This window comes from Acinetobacter sp. YH12027 (assembly GCF_013420085.1).
Taxonomy (GTDB): domain Bacteria; phylum Pseudomonadota; class Gammaproteobacteria; order Pseudomonadales; family Moraxellaceae; genus Acinetobacter; species Acinetobacter amyesii.
In genome coordinates this window covers 1-4092 of sequence record NZ_VOYW01000062.1, presented here as the reverse complement: position 1 = coordinate 4092, position 4092 = coordinate 1, and the positions used below count along the sequence as shown (strand labels likewise).

General features: G+C 38.1%; 4 protein-coding genes. All 4 read right to left on the bottom strand.

Annotation, left to right across the window (positions count from 1 at the left end; translation table 11 throughout):
* Positions 1-449: 449 nt before the first annotated feature.
* Entirely contained in the window at positions 450-1448 is a 999-nt protein-coding gene (locus tag FTT94_RS15425) for an AraC family transcriptional regulator (protein ID WP_257231472.1), read from the bottom strand.
* A 282-nt stretch (positions 1449-1730) separates the two neighbouring features.
* Complete coding sequence (locus FTT94_RS15420; RefSeq protein WP_257231471.1) at positions 1731-2162, bottom strand: lipocalin-like domain-containing protein; 432 nt, start codon at positions 2160-2162, stop codon at positions 1731-1733.
* A 47-nt stretch (positions 2163-2209) separates the two neighbouring features.
* On the bottom strand, positions 2210-3058 hold the full coding sequence (locus FTT94_RS15415) for an alpha/beta fold hydrolase (RefSeq protein WP_180171079.1): 849 nt from the start codon (positions 3056-3058) through the stop codon (positions 2210-2212).
* A gap of 16 nt (positions 3059-3074) precedes the next feature.
* Positions 3075-4028: a VOC family protein gene (locus FTT94_RS15410; RefSeq protein WP_180171078.1), complete on the bottom strand. Its 954-nt coding sequence runs from the start codon at positions 4026-4028 to the stop codon at positions 3075-3077.
* Between the last annotated feature and the right edge of the window lie 64 nt (positions 4029-4092).

Sequence of the window (4092 nt, the reverse complement as noted above, 5' to 3'; positions counted from 1 at the left end):
GAAAAGTTCAAGGTAACTTTATGCGTGATGGTATTGCAGTCAGAATGATTTGCTTCACTTCCAGTATCGGATGTAGCAGCCATGTTGTCATGACTCTGGCTATCTTCAAGAATATTAGGGTTATGAATAAATTCATCCATGAGCGTGGTTCCTATTTAGTTTGCTTTTCACTCCCCATATAGTGGAAAAATTTCATCCTTAAGCGCGCTCCATCTAGTGCCTCTTTTATCCCCAAAGTGCAGATATTTTAAGGTAAGCATCTTATAGACTGCATCTCTTCATCAAGTAAATAACCAGCAAAATTCGGCACCATACAATATGATTAAGCACTTACTTTTAAAAGTATACAATTTAAAATCAGAATAAATGGCCAATCATAGACTATGAATAATCGATCAATGATTCGACACTTTATATTTAAAAGAAGAATAGATAATTAGAAGCACTTCTCAATGGGATAGTGTTTCATACGGAGTTTCTCCAAATCGATGTTTATAATCTGTTGAAAAATGTCCTAAATGATTGAATCCCCATTTAAACGCGATCGTGGTCACTTTATCCGAACCTAAACTAGCATTTTTTAAATCATCATAAGCACGTTGCAGTCGAATTTCTTTTAGAAAATGCATTGGTGTGGTATTTCTATATTTTTTAAAACCGTTAAATAATGACCGAGCACTTACACCAGCAAATTCTGCCAAATCGTTAATGTTAATCGCTTTGTGTGCATTTTCTTGAATAAAATATTCAACTTTCCTCACAAATGACGGCGCGATTGAAACGCTATCATTATGTATTTCATGAGAATAAGTATTGACTTGATAATTGAGCAGCATATTCACCAAATTATTTTCGATCTGGGAGACCATCAAAGGAGAAAGATCGTCTTCATCAGATACAAAATTGGATATCCAGCTCACCATCCGCAACCATTGTGTACCGGCTTTGGTATCTACAGACATGATTGGATCAAATTCGATATTCTTTTTTAAAGTCCGGTTTAAAATTTGCTGGCAATTTTTTTCAACCAATTTTTTATCAATACGAATCACTAATTTTTCGGTATCAGACTGATGGTTTATCACACTTTTAACATAGGGGTTAATAATACCTATTTCTTTGGGGGTACATAATATCTTGTCTTTGCCTAAAGAAATTCTTTCAAATCCACGGATTGGAATCTGAATCAGAAAAAAATCTTCAAAAACTGCGGGCTGAATAGTGATTTCACCACCATAACTCATTCGACCGACACCAATATTTCCAATCTTTCTGTAGAAGAATTGTGCATTCAAGGAACTAGAAGCACTCGTCACTGTTAAATCATTTGCACATAGCATTTTTGCCCCACTAGAACGAATTTCTTCAATATTACTTGAGCGGCAAACTTCATAATTTGAAAGTACTAATTCAGGCGCTACACCGGCATCAAAACTTAACTTTTGCAATGTTATTACTCCCTGTACATCGACATTACTTTTGTGTGTCCGTCCTGAACACATTTTGAATAACTATTTAAAAATTACTCCTTAATTCCTAAATAGTCATTAATCAAATTTTAAGTTTTTTTGTAAAAAACATATTTATAATCTACTGTAAATAGCAAAAAGAATTGCCTCACAATGATCACGTGGAGGGTTACCATCGAATCAAATCACCATTAAACCTACTCGAGTATTAATCATGAAAGTTTGCCTCACAATGATCAAAACTACCAATTTTAATATTTTTCAGACCTGACGCTTAAAGGTGAGTTTAGCGACACGTGCTTCAGAAGTCCCTTCTTCAAGTTTAGCTGTCATAAGAGTGAGTACATCGCCTTGTAATTCAGCAAAACGATGTTGAGTACCACCAATCCAATTTGGGAAAATGCTATATTTCACATGATGGGTAATAGTATTCCCCTCCACCTCAAATTCCCCAGCATAAGTCAGATAGCTATTATACGCTCCTGCTTTTTCTGTATCATCAGCTGACCATTGACCACCGGTCTTAAAGACTTTGCGGTCTTTTTGGCTAATTACACAGGACATGCCATAGTCGCTATATTCAATAAAACCGTCTAACTCAGTACCCATTGGTAAAACAACACGCCCATCGTCATAGAGTTGTTCCCAAGATTGTACAGTCCAGCGGCCTTTAATCGTGTCTCGATTCATCATCTTCATCCTATTCATTTTCATTGTAGAAATTTTTTATGTATATAATTTTATTTGTCAGTGAGTATAAAATCCGCCAATAATTGAGTGAACTCTTTTGCCTTTTCGATCTGTACCCAATGACCACATTCACCAAACACATGTAACTGTGATTTGCGAATTAAACGTACCAGACGTTCAGAAACTTCAAGCGGAATAACTAAATCATCTCGACCGTGGATAATCAAAGTCTGGTGTGGGAGTGAGCGGATTTCATCTTCCTTTAGTGCCAACATTTCAATACCAGCTTGACGCGGTTCCGGAAAGAGCAATTCAAAACGCGTTTGAACATCATCTCGAATGCTGGCTTCATAACGCATTCTGACTAAGTCATCATTAATAATACTCTGATCATAAGCAAATACCTCCATCAAACCACGCATTGCTTCCACAGAAGGTTGGTATCCCCACACTTTGTCTAAACCTGCTGTCAACTCAAAGGATAATCCAGCTGCCCCCATTAATACGAGCTTATTCACTTTCTCAGGATGTGTTTTGGCAAATGCCAAAGCTATAGCTCCTCCAAAAGAATTACCTACAATCGAAACACGTCCGATATTTAGTGCATTTATTAGGCCAACCAGTGAATCAACCCACGCAGCTCTGTCTAATTTTTTATTTTTAGGGCATTGGCTATAACCAAAACCAAGCATATCAGGTGCAATAACTCGTGCGTGCTTAGATAACTCTGGAATAATGCCACGCCAATTGGCCCAACTTGTTACCCCTGGCCCTGAGCCATGAATTAATAGAATTACATCTCCTTGACCTTGATCGTGGTAGTTAATAATGCAATCACCTACTTGAATACTATTCGCAATTTCAGGTGATTGTTGTAGCTGAGTATTTAAACTAGACATATGTTTTAAACCTTCCTTAGTTATTTAAATTTTGGGCTGTTGTCACGACAGGGGCACGTAAACCTTTTTGTGCCAATCGTTTTAATATTTGTCGTGCTTCTTCACGTTTATCATCTGGTAACCAAGTTCTGTCATGCCCCCAAAGGCTCATCCCTTCGAGTTCTGTAGGCTGCCAATCAGGTCCGACTGTACGTGTAGCCCATCCTAATTCAATCATCCAATCATCAGGGTTTTTTAAATAAAATGAAGTTGCATGATCATTAATATGTCGACCTAGAGTTACACCAATACTCTCAGGTTTAGTCAACGCCATATCATATGCTCGTCCAACATCATCAAAATCGTTATATTCAAGCATTAAATGATATATCTTTGCCGGACCACCGGTATGAGCGATTCCGATAGTATGGTGTCGCGGATTACAGTGCAGAAATTCAACACGGAACGGCGCGTTAGTGTGATCACTAAGCTTAAAACCGAAGATATTGCGATAGAGATGACTTAACTGTTCAAAATGTTCTGTAATCAATGCAACATGTCCAAGCCCCATATTTCCTGTTCTAAATCCACCAATTGGGCGACCCGGCACAAATGGAGAATCTGCATCTGCCAGACCATAGCAAACTTCTATGCGAATACCATCTGGGTCATAAAAAAACACCATGCCGTCTACACCGCGAAGTAATCGCTCCTGAGCTGTGCCGTCAGTGACCACATAGCCTTCTTCTTTTAATTTTTTCGCGATGTTTAGAAGCTCCGCTGCATTGGCAACTTCAAAGCCCATACTCATACTGGAAACTCCCGCTGTTTTCATTATGAGAAAGCGCTGGATTTTTTCATCTACGCGTAAACGAAGACACTGATTTAACTCAACTGTTTCGACCTGCATCCCGATATGATCTCGAGCTTGTGTCGCCCATGCATCTAAATGAGGCGTTTCCACCACAATATAACTTAATGCCTGTATCATTCTTATATCCTTATTAATATTTAAAATGATTATTCTGCTGACATTCCACCATCGATAGAAAGCG

Bases quoted from the DNA above. Each gene is read 5' to 3' on its own strand.
- FTT94_RS15415 (WP_180171079.1), bottom strand. From the start codon at position 3,058: ATGTCTAGTTTAAATACTCAGCTACAACAATCACCTGAAATTGCGAAT.
- FTT94_RS15420 (WP_257231471.1), bottom strand. From the start codon at position 2,162: ATGATGAATCGAGACACGATTAAAGGCCGCTGGACTGTACAATCTTGG.
- FTT94_RS15410 (WP_180171078.1), bottom strand. From the start codon at position 4,028: ATGATACAGGCATTAAGTTATATTGTGGTGGAAACGCCTCATTTAGAT.